The organism is Enhygromyxa salina (assembly GCF_000737335.2).
Classification (GTDB): Bacteria; Myxococcota_A; Polyangia; order Nannocystales; family Nannocystaceae; genus Plesiocystis; species Plesiocystis salina_C.
Window position 1 is genome coordinate 1 of the sequence record NZ_JMCC02000135.1, and the last position, 16,577, is coordinate 16,577.

12 protein-coding genes and 1 pseudogene are annotated in these 16,577 nt (G+C 67.0%); 10 read left to right on the forward strand and 3 right to left on the reverse strand.

The window, feature by feature from the left end; translation table 11 throughout:
- Window positions 1-553 (forward strand): annotated as a pseudogene (locus DB30_RS36150) (hypothetical protein); the annotation flags it as partial.
- A gap of 56 nt (window positions 554-609) precedes the next feature.
- Here DB30_RS36150 and DB30_RS36155 read toward each other — a convergent pair.
- Window positions 610-1,554, reverse strand: a complete 945-nt coding sequence (locus tag DB30_RS36155) for a dienelactone hydrolase family protein (protein WP_052557868.1) — start codon at window positions 1,552-1,554, stop codon at window positions 610-612.
- Between the two features lie 331 nt (window positions 1,555-1,885).
- Window positions 1,886-2,842, reverse strand: coding sequence for a hypothetical protein (locus DB30_RS36160; protein ID WP_146662204.1), 957 nt, complete (start codon window positions 2,840-2,842; stop codon window positions 1,886-1,888).
- A 153-nt stretch (window positions 2,843-2,995) separates the two neighbouring features.
- Between DB30_RS36160 and DB30_RS36165 the strand changes: the two genes are divergently transcribed.
- Complete coding sequence (locus DB30_RS36165) at window positions 2,996-3,556, forward strand: AAA family ATPase (protein WP_052557871.1); 561 nt, start codon at window positions 2,996-2,998, stop codon at window positions 3,554-3,556.
- Window positions 3,557-3,562: 6 nt separating this feature from the next.
- On the opposite strand, the gene argS is transcribed toward DB30_RS36165, so the two are convergent.
- On the reverse strand, window positions 3,563-5,371 hold the full coding sequence (gene argS, locus DB30_RS36170) for an arginine--tRNA ligase (RefSeq protein WP_052557872.1): 1,809 nt from the start codon (window positions 5,369-5,371) through the stop codon (window positions 3,563-3,565).
- A 48-nt stretch (window positions 5,372-5,419) separates the two neighbouring features.
- Here argS and DB30_RS36175 point away from each other — a divergent pair, with 48 nt between their 5' ends.
- From DB30_RS36175 to DB30_RS36210, 8 genes are all read left to right on the forward strand, one after another.
- Entirely contained in the window at window positions 5,420-5,563 is a 144-nt protein-coding gene (locus tag DB30_RS36175) for a hypothetical protein (RefSeq protein WP_153258473.1), read from the forward strand.
- 115 nt (window positions 5,564-5,678) lie between these two features.
- Window positions 5,679-6,152 carry a hypothetical protein gene (locus DB30_RS36180; RefSeq protein ID WP_052557874.1) on the forward strand — a complete coding sequence of 158 codons (474 nt, stop codon included), beginning with the start codon at window positions 5,679-5,681 and terminating at the stop codon, window positions 6,150-6,152.
- Between the two features lie 5 nt (window positions 6,153-6,157).
- On the forward strand, window positions 6,158-7,360 hold the full coding sequence (locus DB30_RS36185; protein WP_146662206.1) for a hypothetical protein: 1,203 nt from the start codon (window positions 6,158-6,160) through the stop codon (window positions 7,358-7,360).
- Between the two features lie 35 nt (window positions 7,361-7,395).
- Window positions 7,396-9,984 carry a hypothetical protein gene (locus tag DB30_RS36190; protein WP_052557877.1) on the forward strand — a complete coding sequence of 863 codons (2,589 nt, stop codon included), beginning with the start codon at window positions 7,396-7,398 and terminating at the stop codon, window positions 9,982-9,984.
- Between the two features lie 4 nt (window positions 9,985-9,988).
- Window positions 9,989-12,313: a type VI secretion system Vgr family protein gene (locus DB30_RS36195; protein WP_052557879.1), complete on the forward strand. Its 2,325-nt coding sequence runs from the start codon at window positions 9,989-9,991 to the stop codon at window positions 12,311-12,313.
- Between the two features lie 5 nt (window positions 12,314-12,318).
- Entirely contained in the window at window positions 12,319-12,783 is a 465-nt protein-coding gene (locus tag DB30_RS36200; protein WP_146662208.1) for a DUF3592 domain-containing protein, read from the forward strand.
- Complete coding sequence (locus tag DB30_RS36205; protein WP_052557881.1) at window positions 12,780-15,512, forward strand: DUF2169 family type VI secretion system accessory protein; 2,733 nt, start codon at window positions 12,780-12,782, stop codon at window positions 15,510-15,512. The genes DB30_RS36200 and DB30_RS36205 overlap by 4 nt, the downstream gene beginning before the upstream one ends.
- Window positions 15,509-16,576: a pentapeptide repeat-containing protein gene (locus DB30_RS36210; protein ID WP_052557883.1), complete on the forward strand. Its 1,068-nt coding sequence runs from the start codon at window positions 15,509-15,511 to the stop codon at window positions 16,574-16,576. Before DB30_RS36205 ends, DB30_RS36210 begins: the two co-directional genes overlap by 4 nt.
- Window position 16,577 lies beyond the last annotated feature (1 nt).

Genomic DNA, 16,577 nt, shown 5'->3' on the forward strand with positions numbered 1-16,577 from the left:
GATCCGTGAAGGTTTGCTGGTTCTCGACCACGAAAACATGCCGCGGATCAGCGATCTCGAGGAAGCCCGATTACGCCCGGCGTGGGCGGTGCTCTCGGCGGTGATCCACGCGATCAACGGTGACTACGGGAGCGCGCGAATTGCCTTTGAGATGGCGCTGGAGCTCGCGGATGAACGCCGCTGGCGCTACGCTGCGATCATCCTGAGCGCCGTCCCCAAGCACGAGGCGGACCAGATGAAGGAAGGGATGAACATGGAAGAACAGCACAAACTGACCGAACTCGAATACAACAGCATCGCGTACCACGACGGGTTGGACCGCGGGAAACTCGAGGGCAAGCTCGAGGGCAAGCTCGAGGGCAAGCTCGAGGGCAAACTCGAAGGCAAACTCGAGGGTCTCGCGGAGGTCTTGTTCACGATCCTCGAGCTGCGTGAGCTCCCGATCGACGCGGCGATCAGGGCCAAGATCCGTGCATGCAGCAACCCAGATCTGCTCAAGCGTTGGGCCGTCCGCGCGACGCAGGCAAGCGAGACCGCGAGCATCTTCGTCTAACACTGACGCGTGATCGCCGGGCTCCCAGCCGGGAGCTCGCGCCAAGCAGCCTCAGCTCAGAACCACTCGTCGAGCTTCGCCAGGGTCCGCGCTTGGGCGTCGGTGCGCGCGTCGAGGTTGGCCTGCGGATCCCCAGTGAACCACACATCAAAGCCGTGCTCGGCGTCGGGATAGACCTCGATCTCGAACATGTCGTCGCTCACGCCTTTTTGATCCGCGATTACGTCGACCTGCGGGTCGCGCAGCTCTTCGCAGGTATCGACCAATTTATCCTTCTCCGCGTGGGGCACCCACACCGGCACATAGGGATAATAGTATTGGTCAATTTCGGACTCGCCGAGGCGGTTGGCGAGTTCACCTTGCAGCCCGCAGCCGGGGTAGTAGGCGACGCCACCCACGAACGCAGGGATCTCGCCAACAAGGGTCCGCAGCCGCGGGTCGTCCATGGCGCCCAGATCCTCATGCAGCATCATCAGCGTGGTCGAGGCACCGTTCGAGAACCCAAGCGCGGCCAGGCGCGAGCAGTCGACGCGGGGATCCTCGCACAACCATTGGGCTGCGGCGCCGCCGTCGAAGGTGCGCACGACCAGTCGTTCGTGCTCATCGAGTTTGCGCGGCACGGTCTGCTTCTCGTCCCAATCACAAAACCCCCGCGAGTAGAAGCTCGCCGGCATCACCACGGCGTAGCCGCGCGCGGTCAACATGTCGGACCAGATCCGAAACTGGTCTTGCAGGGTCTCCGTGCAGGTCTCGCCGCCGAGGAACAAGCCCCCCGAGCCATGCATCATGACGACCCCGGGCCAGCCGTCAGCGGGCGGATCGCCCTCGGGCAGGGCGACGCGGGCGATCACCGCCTGGTCGAGACCGTTGCACAGCGCGACCTCATCGTCGTTGCGGGGCTCGAGCTGACCGCACGGAACCGCGCCGTCCCCGGGCGGGCCGCAAGCGGCGACCAGCAACGAAAACATTGGCAGCGTGAGCGCGGCGACTCGGTCGAACATCGGCCCCGATTGTTGACGGTTGCCAGCGCGTGCACAAGCCCCGAGGTCAACGGCGTCAGTTCCGCGAGCCATGACCTCTTGGGGGTCACCGTCCTCATCCCTTTGAGGGGCGGAACCTCGACTCGTTTGTTCACGAAAACCGCCCCCAAGGGCTCTAGGCCCAAATCAAGCGCTAAATTGGAAAAGGTGAATGATTTGGGGCTAGTACGAGCCGACAGGCGAGCGTTTGGGGTGAGCGAAGGGGGCTCCGCCGCCGAAGCGAGGGGGCTTTTTGAAAGCCCCCTTGAAGACATAGTAGACCCGAGTCGAGCGCGCAGCGCTTGATTCGGGTCTAGGGCGTCACGCACAGGCCGATCGTCTCGAACCCAGGCGGTTGCATCTCCGGCTCTTCGAAGAAGGGCACGCACTCAGTCTGCGGATTGCTGCACACGAAGTTCTGATCAGCGGTGTCGCAGAATTCCGTGCAGCAGCTGCCGCCCTGGCAGCCGGGCACGAAGTCGACGTCGGCGCACAGGTTGCCACTCGCGCAGGTGTTCACGTCGTCGCAGGGGTCACCCGTCGCGGCGGCGTTGTCGGACTCGAGCTCGCACAAGAACGCGTTCCCCAGCCACTTGCAGGCGTGTCCGTCCACGCAGTCCTGCATGAGGGGGTGGCAGGTGTCGAGACACAAGGTGAGCGAGCCATCGTAGTCGATCAGGCACGCGCTTCCTTCCTCACACAGCGGGTCGTCCGGCGTGCCCTTGCAAAACGCCGTGCACGTTCCGGTGGCCGAGCCGTCGTTTTCTTCGATGTGGAAGCAGTGGCTGTCCTGGTCACAGTCGTCGCTGGCCTCGACCACGCCACCATACGCGCAGGGTTCGCCCGCGGCCTGGCTGCCGGTGACCGGCACGCACTTGTTGGAGTCGAGGTTGCTCCCGGTGCTGGCATAGGGGACGCACTTCTCGCCCTCGGGGCAGTCCTGCGCGAAGGGGTCGCAGTCGCTGACCCACCAGTCGTCCGTTGGCGCGCAGGCGTAGAAGCTGAGGCTCGCGTTGCTGCTCTGGTCGCTCGTGTCACCGTCGCCATCACCCATGGTCGAGGTCTCGGTCTCGCTGGAGCTCGAGTCGGACACAGTCTCCGTGCTGTCCCCGTTGGTGGTCGTCGTGTTGCCCTCGTCGCTCATGCTCGGGTTGCGGGCGCACGCGCTGGACCCGAGCATCGTCGCGGCGACGAGCACGAAGCCCGCGATCGTCGAGCGCAAGGGCGAGCTGATCGCCTGCTGCGTGGCGCCACAAAACGGGCAGGCCACGGCATCCTCGAACAGGTGTCGGTTGCAGCTAGCGCACGGATACATAGCCCCCAAAGAGGACCACGAGTACGAGCTCGGGGTCAATTCGCTGGCAGATCCGGCCCACGCTCGCGCGGAGCGGCTATCATCTGCGCGGTCTCAGACCCACTCGGGATGAACGAACTCAAGATCGGCTTCATCGGAACCCACGGCGTCGGCAAGACCACGCTGTGCTACGGGCTCGCGTCACGGCTCAAGGCGCGCGACGTGGTGCTCGATATCGTCCACGAGGTCGCGCGACGCTGCCCGCTGCCGATCAACGAGCGCACCAGCGTGGCCGCGCAATCGTGGATCTTGCACACGCAGATCTCCGACGAGCTGGTCGCGTCGGCTCGGCACCCGGTGGTGATCTGCGATCGCAGCGTGCTCGACAACTACGTGTACCTGCTGCTGTCTGGTGGCCGCCAAGCTGGGCTCGACGCCATGGTCGCGTGGTGGCTCGGGACCTACGACCGGCTGATCTACGTGCCGATCGTCGAAGCCCCCCACGCCGACGGGATGCGCTCGACCGACCTCGCGTTTCAGCGGGCCGTGGACGAACGACTGCTGCGCGAGCTCGACGAGCGCTACGTCGGCGCCCTGCGCCTGCAGCCATCGGCGCGCGAGCAGTGGCTCGACATCGTCGAAGACGAGATCCTCGAGCGGCTGCAGAGCCGCCAGCTCAAGCTGCTGTAGGTCGCCCTACATGCGATCGGGCGCCGGGATCCCGATGAGAGACAGGCCCCAGCTCAGCGCCTCGCGGGTCGCCTGAACCAACAGCAAGCGGGCCTGCACGACCCCGGCGTCGTCTTGGTGGATCACGTTGCACTCTTGCTGAAACCGGTTGTAGGCCTTGGCCACCGCGTACAGCTGGCTGCACAGGATCGACGGCCGGAGGCTCTGGGCAGCCTGCGCGATCGACCCCGGCAAGCCGATCAGCGCCTGCATCAAGCCGCGCTCGGCGACCTCGCTCAGGGTCCCGGCTTGGGTCGCCTGCTCGCCGCTGCGCACGACCGGATCGAGGGTCATCCCGCGCTTCTCGGCCTTGTCGAGCAGCGAGGCCGTGCGCGCGCAGACGTACTGCAAGGTCGCGCCCCCGTCCCCGCCCTGCACGTCGCTCCACTTGGCGAGATCGAACACGATCTTTTGGTTGTTGTCGCGCGCGAGCATCCCGTACTTGATCGCACCAAGCGAGACCTGATGCAGCGCAGTGTCGATCTGCTCGCGGGTCCACTCGTCGGCGAACTTGTGAAAGTAGTTGGCCTCGAGCGAGGCGCCTAGCTGCTCACGCAGGGCCCGGAACAAGATCACGTTGCCCTTGCGGCTGGACATCGGGCCGTCCGGCAGCTCGACCATCTCGTAGCCAACGTGCTCACACAGATCCGCCTGGGCGAAGCCCATCTTCTTCAGGGTCAAGAACACCTGGCGGAAGTGATCGCTCTGCCGCGCATCGACCACGTAGATCGAGCGATCGATCCCGAATTCCTCGAACTTCATGCGCGCGAGGGCGAGATCCTTGGTCGAGTACAGCCCGGTGCCGTCGCTCTTGCGCAGCATGAAGAAGGGCATGTGCTCGATCTCGGGGTTCTCGATCCCGACCGCGCCGCGACTCTCGATGAACACACCCTTGGCCAGAAACTCGTCGACGAGCTTCAGGCCCGGCTCGTCGGCTTCGCTCTCGTAGAACACCCGATCGAACTCGACGCCGCACCAGGCGTAGATCTGCTCGAACTCGTCGAGCGACCACTGCCGGGTGCGCATCCACAGCTCGTGGTAGGCGGGGTCCCGGGCTTCGATGCCGCGCAGGATCTCGCTCATCCGCTCGCGCGCCGCGACGTACTTGGCCGCCGCCGCCTCGTCGCCCGCCTTGCCGGCCTCGTCCCAGTCTTCGAGCTGGATCGCGGCTTGCGAGTACACCTGCCCCAACCACTCGCCGCGGGCCTGCTCGGGCGGTTCTTCAGTGACCAGCGCCTCGAGCCCCCACAGACACTTGGCCACGTGAGTCCCGACGTCGCCCAAGTAGTTGGCCGCGACGACCTCGTTGCCGGTCGCCCGCAGCAGCCGGACCAGGCAGTCGCCCAGGCACAGGTTGCGCATGTGCCCGACGTGAAACCCCTTGTGGGTGTTGGGCTGCGAGTACTCGATCATGACCTTCTGGTCGGAGCTTGCGAACGCGGGTCGCTCGCCGCTCGCCCACGGGGCCAACAAGTGACGGGCAGCCTCGTGGGCGTGCAGATCCAAGTTGAGGTAGGGCCCGGCTGGGGTCGCCGATGCGATCAGCGACTTGTCGCCCAGGGCTGCGAGCGAGGCCGCGAGATCGGCAGCGATCTTGGGCGGCGCGCTGCGGAGCGCCTTGGCCAGCCGAAAGCAGGGGAACGCGAAGTGACCAAGCTCGGGCTTGGGCGGGGGCGTGAGCAAGGCCGCGACCGCGTCGACATCGAGGCCCGCGGCCTCTGGGATCAGCGGCGCGAGCAGCTTGGCGACTTCCTGAGCGAGAGCGTCGGGACGCATGGCCAGGGAACCTACTATATGCGCCGGCGCGTGATATAGTCCGCCGCCATGCCCGGAGCGACCGGAATGATCATCGTGTTCGCCGTCATGTGGGCGGTGATCCTCTACGGGGCGTTTCGATTGTTCACCTGGCTGTATCGTCTGGACCGCGAAAACCGCGAGGGCAAGGCGCCCTACGACCACGGGCTCTGACGGGGCGGGGGTGGGCAAAACACCGGCCCTGGGGCGAGGCGCGACGCGGCCGCTCTCGGCCAACTTCGTGGTCCGGTGGGGGTCTAACGGCTCGGGTCTATGTTAGTAAAACGGCGTGCGGATCCGCCGACCCTTCGCCGAGTATGAGCTCCGTGCTCTGGGTCGCCAAGGCGGCGGCGCGGGCGAGCGGGTCCGCTGCTCGAGCTTCGACGAGGCGATGCGCTTGCTGGGCCGGATGCAGATCGACGAGCCCCGCACGCTCGGCGCGCTGCTGTCCGAGGTCGACCCCATGGCCGGCGATGGCACCACGGCGCACGAGCTGCTCGAGCACGCCGCCGTGTTGATCGCCCGCGGGCTCATCGAGGTGTTCCGCGCTCCCCTGACGCCCCTGTCCAGCGAGATGCCCGAGCTGTTTGATCTGGTGGTCGAGCGCGAGCCGTTCGAGAACGAGATCTCCGATGGCGTGTCGGTCGTCGCCGACACGGCGATCGAGAGCCCGCTGGTCGTCGAAGTGTTGGTCGAGGTCGAGCCCGCGCCGGTGCTCGAAGTCGGCGGCACGGTCACCCCAAGGCCAGCCACGATCGGATGATGCCGATGCTCACCCTGCTCCACACCCGGTCGCGCCAAGTAATTGTAGCTGGGCTGGCGTGCGCGCTCTCGCTGTCAGCCTGCGCGCCCGCCCGCGACCAGACAGATCAGGTCGCGCAGGCAGATCCGGCCAGCGCCAAGCAGCAAGCCCCCAAAACCGCGCAGCCGCCAAGCCCCGCGACCGCGCAGCCCGAGTACGCGATCACCACGAGCAAGACCATGCCCGAACAAGCCCCCCTGGACCTTGGCCTGAGCGACGCTGACTACTGGGACGACCCGTTCAAGACCCGGCTCGAGCTCGAGAACCAGCTGCTCGACGACGAGGCGTCGGTGCTGGTCATCGGCGCGCCCAAGCTCGCGTCGTTTCAGCAGCGCGAAACGCTGCCGCTGGTCGTGCTGCGCGTGGGTCAACAAGACGCGATGGCCCGCCTGCCGTTTCGGCGCACCGCGCTGGTCGTCGCGGTCGAGCTCACGACCAACACGACCTACGCGAACCTGGCGGTGATCGAAGACATCGTCGAGCCGCCGGTCTACGACGGCCCGCCGCTCGAGGGCATGAGCGGCGAGGCCTGGCTGATCGATCTGCGCAAGCAGCTCGAGCTCCCGTGGGCGCGCGGGGATCTGCTTGTCAGCGTGATCATGCGCGACACCATGACCCACCGGGTCCGGGTCGGGCTGCGCAAGGGCGGCTACGAAGATCCCGCGGTCGCCGAGTACCTCGCGCAGGCCGACGGCGAACCAAAGCCCGCGCAGATCTGGCCAGCGCCGCTCGCCAAAGACGACGGTCGCGGCCTGCCCACCTATCGCGAGCACGCCGACTCGCCAGCGATCCCCGCGCAAGCGGGCATCAGCCTGGCGGTCCCGCGCGTGGTCCCGCGCAGCCAGCACATGCGGGCCGTCGTCCGCGGCAGCTTTCGGCTGCCCAGCCTCGCCCGCCATCGCGCGCCAGCGGACGCCGATCACACGGTCACGGTCCCGATCACCTTGGTCCTGACCGGCAGCGACATCGCGGCGCCGTTCGTGTTTCCGCTGGTGGTCCCCTCGTACGACGCGGTCAAGCCAGACGGCGGGTCCGAGGTCACCGGCTACTTCTCCGTCGATCTGCAGCAGCTCGGCAACCTCGACGCCATCGATCAAACCTACTTCATCTACGCGTTCTCCGGTGAGGTGGTCACGGGCCCGGCGCCCATGGCCCTCGTCACCCGCTAGGCCGCTCGCCATCTACCGTTAGCCATAGGTTCTGCATGCCTCAGCACATTCTCGAGGGTTCAAAGGTCAAGGTCCGCGCGCGCGTGTGCGACGGCAAAGCCTCGACCACCAACGTCACGTTCGTGTTCTTCAACGACGCGACGGAATTCGAGCGGATCCCCGCGCAGCTGCCTAGCGTCGAGACCCTGGGCGACCAGGGCTGGGTCGAGGCCGAGGTCACCGCGCCCGACGTCGACCCAACCAAGAAGCAGTACCAGCTCACGTACAAAGTCGAGCTCGCCGAGCGGACGATCAGCGATCTGCCGCCGTTCACGGTGTGGCCGGCGACCGGCAAGCTGCTGGTCACGCCGGCCACGGCCGAGCACGAAAACATGAAGGGTTTTCGGTTCAGGATCAAACAGAACGAGGCCCAGCAAGGCGACGAGAAGCGCGTCACCGAAGAAGCTGGCACCTACGAGTTCGACCTGATCGCCGGCCACGCGTTCACGCTCGAGGCGCTGCCGCCCTACGAGATCACCGAGTGGGTCAAGCAAGACGGCCACGAGGTCGAGTGCAAGGCCACGATGAAGTTCGAGGCCGACTTCTTCGCGCCGCAAGCCGGGACCGCCAAGCAGTACGTCAACATCGCGCCCGCGGATCTGACCGCCGCGACCCTGGGCCAAGACGGCATTGGCACCGCGGTGATCGTCAAGATGGGGGTCAAGGGCGACCCCGATCGCGCCAACGTCGACAAGTACGGCAAAGAGGGCCTGATCATCCACTTCCGCGCGACCTTTGGCCCCAAGGTTGGCAACGGCGGGATCGAAAAGAGCACCCGCAACGACCCCAGCTACAAGACCGAGGTTAAAAAGGAGCTCGACGTTGACGAGGTCACCGGCCCCGACGCCGACAAGGTCTACAAGGGCAAGCTCAAGATGAAGGCCGACGGCACGGCCGAGCTGAAGCTCTACCTTGGCCTCGCGGGCGGCGACATCTGCAAGCTCGAGATCGCCGGCAGCGACACCTTTCTCAACGACGCCACGATCGCCGCCGACGCGACCTTGACCTTCACCAACTGGCGCAAGAGCTACTACGAGCTGCTCGCCGCCGACTTCTACGACACCCGCGAGCTCGAGGACGTCGACGTTGGCGGGGTCATCCACCACGACTTCCCCAGCGCCGCGCTGACCAAGCTCAAGGCGCTCGGCGACTCGGTGTTCATTGAATACACGTGGATGCAGACCCACACCTTCGCCCCGGCGGCCGCGCCAAGCGGCACGATCTTGAGCAAGCGCTTCCTCGAGATCACCAACTCGGAGGACAGCGCCTACATGCTGACCGACTACACCATGCGCCGGCTGCCAACCGGCGTCGCGTGGCAGGGCACCCACGCGAACCTGACCAACTACATCAAGCTCTGCGACGCCAACTACTATTGGGAGCACCGCGGCGGCGCGTTTCCCCAGACCCGCACCCGGTTTCGCGTTGACACCACAACCGTCAAGAAAGAGCTGACCGTGCGGGCCACGGCGAGCGGCTACTTCATCCCGGTCTCGGGGCTGTCGGCGAGCAGCGGCGGGACCGGCTCGGGCAGCTTGTGGACCCCAGCGGGGGCGGTCGGGATCGCGTGGAAGGCCAAGATCAACCCCGACACCTACAAGACGGTGATCGACCCGATCGCCGAAGATCGCCCGCCCGGGGTCGACGGCGCCAACACCCGAACCTTGACGATCACCGAGTCCAATCAAAACCCCGCCGCGTGCTCGGTGACCTTCACCAAGCCAACGATTGGCCACATCAGCACGAGCGTCAGCGCGACCGACAAGGCCGCGATCGAAGCGTGGGTCCAGGCCCGGTTTGTCCCCGCGCAGCTGAAGGCCCACAACAACAAGGTCAGCGTCAAGGTCACGGGTGAGGCCGGCAACGCGCGCAGGAACTCACGCGTGACCGCGGTCAAGGCGATCATCCAAGCCAAGCTCGACGCGCTCGCGGGCACCCACAGGATCGCCGTGCACCCTGGCCTCGACGACGCAGGCGTCGCGCGAGAGGGCACCTTGACCATGAACGCGGTCGACATGGCGACCAGCACCCGGCGCAGCTGCATCATCGAATTGCCGGCAGCGGCGCCCACGGATCCCGGCAGCTTCGTCGGGGCCGCGAGCGCCACCAAGTGCCCGATCACGCTCGACACCTACGTGGAGGCCCACAACGAGGCCCTGGGTCTGTGCGAGGGCGCCGACGTGCTCGCCGTGTTCAAGAAGTCGCAGGGCGCCGTCGACGTGTGCGTGACCATGCACGAGCTCGGTCACTCCTACGGGCAGGCCGTCTACAACGGCACGGACAGCCCGCCAGTCGGCATGGCCGTGCCCAAGATGTTCAGCGAGCCCGAGTCCGAAGCCCGCTACAAGACCAACGGCAGCAAGGGCCAGGTCTACACCGGCCACCAGCACTCGGGCTCGCACTGCGCCTACGGATTGAGCGACGCCCAGAAGGCGCAGGCGTCGTACCAGGTCGCGGGCATGGGCGCCGCGGCGGCCTGCGTGATGTTTGGCTCCGGTGGGGTCAATCGGAATTTCTGCCCGCAGTGCATCGACCTGATCCGCGGCGCCAACTTGACCGCCATCCCCAACGTGAAGGGATCTTGAGCCCATGAGTGACGCCGAACAATTGACCGTTGAACTTCGCTTCGAGTCGCGCAAAGAGCTGCCCGCGCCGTGGGAGCCGACCGGGCTGATCGTCACCGAGCAGCTCAACGAGCCCTACGACATGCGGGTCGAGCTCATGACCTACGAGCTCGCCGCCGAGCCCTCGGTGCTGCTTGGCGCCTCGGTCAGCCTGTTCATCGAGCGCGGCGCCCTGGTCCACGAGATCAGCGGGATCGTCGAGCGCGTCGAAGAAGGGGCGACCAGCGAGCACGATCTGTTCTGCACGATCACCGTGGTCCCAGCCCTGCGCGCGCTCGCCCACCGCCGTAACAGCCGGATCTTCCAGGACATGAAGATCCCCGAGATCCTCGAGCTGGTCCTCGCGGAGGGGCTGTCGCCCTACGAGCGCTCGGTCAACGTCGACAACCTCGTCGGCGACTACCTGCCGCAGGAGTACACGGTCCAGTACCGCGAGTCCGACTTCGACTTCGTCCACCGGCTCATGGAGGAGTACGGGATCAACTACCGGTTCAAGAGCGAGGACGGCGTCGAGGTCATGTACCTCAGCGACTCGAGCGCCTCCTACGAGGATCTGATCAGCCTTGGCAACCAAGACGGCCTGCTGCCCATGCGCATGCGCGGCGGCACCCCCGAGATGACCGAGGACGCCCGCGGGTTTCGCCGCGAGTCCAAGCTGCGCTCGACGGTCGCCCGCTCGATGGTGTTTGACTGGCTCTCACCCGACGAGCCGCGGACCAGCGAGAGCGACGTCGCGGCCGAGTTCGACATCCCCAACGGCGCCACCCTCGAGCCCGAGCGCGAGGACTACGATCACGAGCAACCCAGCGCCACCTACGGGTACCGCAGCGCCGGCCTGGACACGGCCGAGTTCGACAGCCAGGTCGCCCTGCGACGGGCCCGACACCAACGTGACGCCGTCCGCTGCTGGGGCGTCGCCGTGACCACCCAGATGACCGCGGGCACCAAGTTCGAGCTGCTCGATCATCCGCAGGTCGATCTGCTGGGCCGCTACTACGTGGTCAGCGTCACCCACATGGCCGGCGTGTTCGCGGGAGCCGAGCTCGCCGATGAAGCCTACGTGAACAAGTTCCAGTGCGTGCCCGAAGCCGTGCAGTGGCGCCCCGCTCGGCAGCGCCGGAGCCCGCGGATCTCGGGCATGCAGACCGCCACCGTCGTCGGCCCGGCCGGCGAAGAGATCCACACCGACGAGCACGGCCGGATCAAGGTCCAGTTCCACTGGGACCGCGAGGGCGAGTTCGACGAGAACACCAGCTGCTTCATCCGCGTGGTCCAGCCGTGGGCCGGCAACGGCTGGGGCTTCGTGTTTCTGCCGCGGATCGGCATGGAGGTCGCGGTGACCTTCATCGAGGGTGATCCCGATCGCCCGGTCATCACTGGCTGCCTCTACAACGGGGCCAACACGCCCCCCTACGCGCTGCCCGACGACAAGACCAAGAGCACGATCAAGTCCGACTCCTCACCGGGCGGCGGCGGGTTCAACGAGCTGCGCTTCGAGGACTCGGCCGGCGCCGAAGAGATCTACATTCACGCACAGAAGGACTTCAACGAAGAGGTCCTCAACGATCACAACACCACGGTCGGGGCCAACCAAACCAACACCGTCGAGGTCGATCAAGAGCAGACGATCCACGGCAACCAGACCGAGGTCGTTGACGGCAACCAAGACATCACCGTCAACTCGGATCAGATCATCCACGTCGTGGGCGCGGTGACCGAGACCATCGACGCGGGCGAGACCCGCACCGTCACGTCTGGGGTGACCGAGGACATCACCGGCGGCGAGACCCGCACGATCACCGGGGATCAGAGCGAGACGATCACCGGCTCGGTCACCCGCACGATCAGCGCCGACGTGACCGAGACCATCACCGGCGGCGTCACCCAGACGATCACCGGCGCGATGACCCAGACGATCACCGGCGGCCAGACCGTGACGACCCCGGCCACCTACACGCTCACGGCCGCGGGCGGCGTCACGATCAACGCGCCGGCCGGCTACAAGGTCATCGCGCCCGGCGGCACCACCTACGTCGACAGCTTCTTCGACAGCTACGGCGCCAAGAAGCTGACCGCCTACGGGTTCACCATGGGGCTCACCGCCAACAAGGTCGACCTCGTCGTCAACGCCCTGAGCGTCGTCAACATGAAGGTCGACATGGTTGGCATCAAGGTCGACATCTGCAATCACAAGACCTCGTTTTGCGCGACCGAGGTCAAGGTCACGCCCAACCAGGTCAAGTCGGGCATCATCGGGGCTTATATGTACGCCCAGACCCTGTTCATGTGAGCGCGATGGATCCTTCAAACCAACCACGCAAGCCGCTCGAGCCGGTCGAGCTGCCGCCGGGGATCAAGTGGATCGCGATCGGCGTGGTGCTGGTGGTCGTGCTTGGCCTGATCACGCTGGTCGCCGCGCCGATGCTGCTGCCCGCGTGGCAAGAGCATCAGCTGCTCGAGAACGGCACCGACGCGACCGCCAAGATCCTGAAGATCATCGACACCCGCGACAAGGTCAACGAGAACCCGGTCGTGCAGCTCAGCGTCGAGGTCCACCCCGAGGGCGGCGAGCCCTACCGGGCTGCGATCGTCACGCCCTTGTCGGCGGTCGACCTGAAGAACTACGACGTCGGCGGGATGGTGCGGGTCCGCTTTGATCCCAAGGACCCGAAGAAGGTCGCGCTGGTCGGGCCGATCACGCCAGCCCCGCAACCCAAGCCCGCGCAACCCAAGGCCGCGCAACCCAAGGCCGCGCAGTGAAGGTCATCAAGCCATCCAAGCTCGGCGTGCTCACCCGCGGGTTCGAGCACCAGCGCAAGTTCCACATGGGCGTCTCGGTGCTCGCGTTCGTGCCGCTGGGGTCCGCCCCCAGCTTGCTGCCCGAGGCCGCGATGTGGCCCTTCACCGGTCAGCGGCTGGGCGCCGAGGGGGCCCTCGACGCTGGGATCCCCAAGGCCCGCGGCGAGTTCTTGATCAACGGATCGGCCTACACACCGGGGGCCGTGCCCGCGCCAACCTGCAACGTGCGGGCCCAGGTCGGCCCCGTCGCCAAGACCCTGCGGGCCTCCGGCGAGCGGGTGTGGCTGTCGGGCCGCCAGTCCAGCGAGCCGTCTGCGTTCACAGCCATGCGCCTGAGCTGGGCCAACGCCTACGGTGGCCCCGACTACGCCAAGAACCCGCTCGGCAAGGGCAACGGGCTCAGCGTGTTGCACGGCCAAGAGGTCCAGCTGCTGCCCAACATCGAGGATCCGCGCGCGCTCGTGCAGTCGGCCCGCGATACCCCCGAGCCCGCAGGGTTTGGCCCGATCGATCTCAGCTGGCCACAGCGCACCTCGCTCGCCGGCACCCATGACCAGCACTGGCTCGAGAACCTGTTCCCTGGGTTCGCGGCCGACATCGACTGGAGCTTCTTCAACCTCGCGCCCGTGGATCAACAGGCGGAGCAATTTTGGACCGGCGGCGAGTCGTATGAATTCGTCAACCTGCACCCAAGCCAGCCGGTGCTGCGCGGGCAGCTGCCGCGCTGGCATGCCCGCGTGTTCGTGCGTCGGGTGACCGAGGGCTTCGGCCCCGGCGCGATGGCTCGCCTGAAGCTCGCCGCCAAGCAAGACGACGCGCCGCCGGCCAAGCCGCAGATCCAGGATCACGAGCTCGAAGAGGTCCCGCTGCGGCTCCAGACCCTGTGGTTCTTCCCCGACGCCGAGCGGGCCGTGCTGATCTGGCAGGGCTCGCTGCAGGTCCGGACCGACGACTGCACGGACATCAGCCACCTGCTGATCGCCGCCGATGATCACGAGCAGGTCCGCCCCCGCGAGCACTATGGAACCGTGCTCCGCCAGCGCCTCGATCCCGAGATCGGCCCGCTCGCTGCCCTCGACGACAGCCCGCTGCTGCCTGCGCTGGCCGACGCCGGCCCGCCGATCACCGCCGAGGCCATGCCCGCGCGCGAGGGCCTGCTCGAGGCCAACCTCCACGCCAAGCGCACGCGCGAGTTCGAGGCCGCCCGGGCGCTCGTCGCCGCGCACGGGCTCGACCCCGACATCCACGGACCCCCCAAGCCCGAGCCGCCGCCACCACCCCCGCGGCCCGAAGACATGCCCGCGCTCGCCGCCAAGGCGATCGCCGACGCCAAGCAGCAAGAGCAAGAGCTCCGGGCCGAGGTCGCGGAAAAACAAGCCAAGATCGGCGCCGAGCTCGACGAAGCAGGCGTCGACGGGCTCGACAGCAAGACCCTAGAAGAAGAGCTCGCCGGCACCACCGGTCCGCCAACCTTCTCGGCCAAGGCCAACCGCGCCATGCTCGAAGCCGTGACGATCGAGTGTCGCGCCCAGGGTTGGATCAACGACGAGATCGAGGCCATGTTGGCCGACCGCGAGCTCGAAGAGAGCTGGATCGCCGCCGAGGCCCAGGCCCGTGACGCCTACCGAAGCAGCGCCCACAACCAGCCCCCTGCCCCGCCGATCCCACCGACCCCGACGATCGAGGTCGAGGCCACGCGCGCGCGCCTGCTCGAGCGCGTGGCCGCTGGCGAAGGGATCCGCGATCTCGACTTCACCGGCGCGGACCTGCGCAACATGGATCTGCGCGGCGCGGATCTATCCGACGGCTGGCTCGAGAGCGCGCAGCTCGACGGCTCGGACCTCAGCGGCGCCAAGCTCGACGAGGCCGTGCTCGCCCACGCCAGCTTGGTCGGGGTCAAGCTCGACGGCGCCACCGCGTGCAAGGCCAACCTCGGCAAGGCGCGGGTCACCGACTCCAGCGCGGTCGGGGTCGACTTCAGCGACGCGATCCTCCACGCCGCCGTGTTCACCCGCACCGGCCTGCAGCGCGCCAACCTGACCCGCGCAGACCTCGTTGGCGTCACCCTCGACACCGTTGACGCGAGCGAGCTGGTGGCCTCCGAGCTGCTGATCAGCGAGGCCACGCTCAGCGCCCTGAGCCTGGTCGGCGCGGCGCTCGAGCGCTGCGTGCTCGTGGGTCTCGAGCTTGGCGGCGCCGACTTGTCGCTGGCCAAGCTGACCCGCTGCGCGTTCGTCAACTGCGACCTGCGCAAGGTCAACTTCAGCCAGGCGCACTTCAACAGCGTCGCGTTCGTCGAGACCTGCATCCTGACCCAGGCCCGGTTCGTCGGCGCGCAGCTGCCGGGCTGCAACCTGCGCGAGATGCCGCTCGACGGGGCCGACTTCACCCAGGCCAACCTCGACCGCGCGGATCTCTCGGGGGCCGCGCTGCATGGCGCCGTGTTCTATCGCGTCAGCGCCCGCGAGGCCCGGTTCGACAAGGCCGACCTCGGCGGGGCCTCGCTGCTGGCCGCCAACTTGATGGGCGCGTCGTTCATGAACGCCAGCATCTGCGGCGCCGACCTGCGCGGCGCCAACTTGTTTGGTGCCGACATGGCCCGGGTCCGCAGCGACGACGGCGTGCGCTTGGACCAGGCCCTGCTGACCAAGGTTCGGATTCATCCCAAGCACGTCCAGGAGGTCCCATGACCCGCCCCAGCCCGCTGACCGCCAAGCAACTCAGCGAGCTCGTTGGCGCCGGCGAGACCATCTCGCGGCGCGAGCTCGCCGGCCAGGATCTACGCCAAGCCACCCTGTGTGGCGCGATGTTCGAGGAGGTGGATCTGCGCGAGGTGGATCTGCGCGGCGTCGACATGCGCGAGTCCTTGTTTCGCGCGTGTCGGTTCGACGCAGCCAAGCTCGCTGGCGCCGACCTGCGCATGTCGGTGTTCAACGGCTGCCAGTTCACCGGCGCCGACGCCCAGGGTGCCAAGCTCAACGCAACGGTAATCGACGCTGGCGACGCCCAGGGCCTGATCCTGCGCGACGCGGATCTTCGCTACGCCGCGATCTCCAATTTGAAGCTCACCCACGCGGTGCTGATCAACGCCAACTTCGACAGCTGCGCGCTGCTCGACTGCGATCTCACCGGCCTGGATCTGACCGGGACCGCCGTGGTCGCCACCACCTTCATCGGCGCCGACATGCGCCAGGCCAAGCTCGAGGGCGCCAGCTTCGAGCGGGTGATCTTCTCCAGCGCCAATTTCGAGGGCGCCACGTTCCCGGGCCTCGTCGCGAAGATCTGCCAGTTCAGCGACGCCAACCTGACCGGAGCCGTGCTCGCCAAGGCCAACCTGACGCAGAGCAACTTCAAGGGCGCCAAGCTTGGCGGCGCGATCGTGACCGAAGCCAACGTCGCCAACGCGCTGTTCATCGAGGCAGATCTGCGCCAAGCCAACTTCGCGCAGTCCAAGCTGGTCCAGTCGCTGTTCATCGACGCGCTCCTGGAACAGGCCGACTTCACCCGCGCCAACATGCAGCAGTGCATCCTTCACCGCGCCCGCTGCAAGCAGGCCCGGTTCCTTGGCGCCGATCTGACCTACGCCGACTTCTCCGAGGCTGACCTGAGCGGCGCCGACCTCGACAGCGCGACCATGTTCCGCGCCAACCTCCACCGCGTCGACGACACCCACGCCAACATCCCCGGCCGCGCCGCCGCGCTCGCCACCGACCCCCAGCTCGCCGCCGCGCAGGGCTGGCAGCCAAAGTACTGAG